This window comes from Bradyrhizobium cytisi (assembly GCF_008123515.1).
In the GTDB taxonomy this organism is placed as follows: Bacteria; Pseudomonadota; Alphaproteobacteria; order Rhizobiales; family Xanthobacteraceae; genus Bradyrhizobium; species Bradyrhizobium cytisi.
In genome coordinates this window covers 1-1,415 of the sequence record NZ_VSSR01000174.1, presented here as the reverse complement: position 1 = coordinate 1,415, position 1,415 = coordinate 1, and the positions used below count along the sequence as shown (strand labels likewise).

The window sequence follows — 1,415 nt, the reverse complement described above, 5'->3', positions numbered from 1 at the left end:
ACAAGCGGTGGAAGCGGGCCTGTGCTGAAGTTCAATGGTGCGGCCTACGTGGCAGGCCAGTTCAGCAATTGGACGCCGATCGCGGCGGAGGCGACCTCCAGCGGCTACGACGTCGCCTGGAAGAACACCTCGACCGGTGTCTTCACGGTGTGGACCGCCGACAGCAACGGCAACTTCACCTCCAACCTCCTGAGCAATGTCTCCGGAACAAGCACAGCTTTTGAGTCGATCGAGACGCTGTTTCAGCAGGACCTCAACGGCGATGGCGTGATCGGGCTGCGCACGACGACCATCGAGGCCGCCGGTGCGACCAGCCTGGTGCAGGCCGGCAGCAACTACCTTCTCGATCCGACAAGCGGTGGAAGCGGGCCTGTGCTGAAGTTCAATGGTGCGGCCTACGTGACAGGCCAGTTCAGCAATTGGACGCCGATCGCGGCGGAGGCGACCTCCAGCGGCTACGACGTCGCCTGGAAGAACACCTCGACCGGTGTCTTCACGGTGTGGACCGCCGACAGCAACGGCAACTTCACCTCCAACCTCCTGAGCAATGTCTCCGGAACAAGCACAGCTTTTGAGTCGATCGAGACGCTGTTTCAGCAGGACCTCAACGGCGATGGTGTGATCGGGCTGCGCACGACGACCGTCGAGGCTGCCGGTGCGACCAGCCTGGTGCAGGTCGGCAGCAACTACCTCCTCGATCCAACAAGCGGTGGAAGCGGGCCTGTGCTGAAGTTCAATGGTGCGGCCTACGTGGCAGGCCAGTTCAGCAATTGGACGCCGATCGCGGCGGAGGCGACCTCCAGCGGCTACGACGTCGCCTGGAAGAACACCTTGACCGGTGTCTTCACGGTGTGGACCGCCGACAGCAACGGCAACTTCACCTCCAACCTGCTCAGCAACGTCTCGGGGGCGAGCGCATCCTTGAAATCGATCGAGACGGTGCTGCATCAGGATCTCAACAGCGACGGCGTAATCAATAGCTCATCGACCGTACTTGATATTTCTGGAAAGATCACTCTTGCTCTCGGCAACCTGAGCCAAGCGACCGTCATCGAGCCAGGAGCGTCGCTCGAACTGACTGGAGCAGCTTCTGCATCGGTCACGTTCAAGGGCGTCACCGGTACCCTCGCTTTCGATCATTCCACGCAATTTACTGGCACGATTTACGGCCTTTCCGGCAACGGTGATCCGTCCAGTTCCGACATACTCGACCTGAAAGACATTTCGTTCGGATCAGGCACGAAGGTCGCATATTCAGGTGACACATCGGGCGGGGTACTCACCGTCTCGGACGCGCAGAACCACGTCGCACACATCACGCTGGCGGGCGACTACACCCATTCAACGTTCAATCTCTCAAGCGATGGAAAGGGCGGCACCCTCGTCATCGATCCGCCAATCGACGGGTTCAACTT

1 pseudogene is annotated in these 1,415 nt (G+C 60.2%); it reads left to right on the top strand.

What is annotated here, in order from left to right:
• Window positions 1–21: 21 nt before the first annotated feature.
• A pseudogene (locus FXB38_RS42395) lies at window positions 22–1,415 on the top strand (hypothetical protein); the annotation flags it as partial.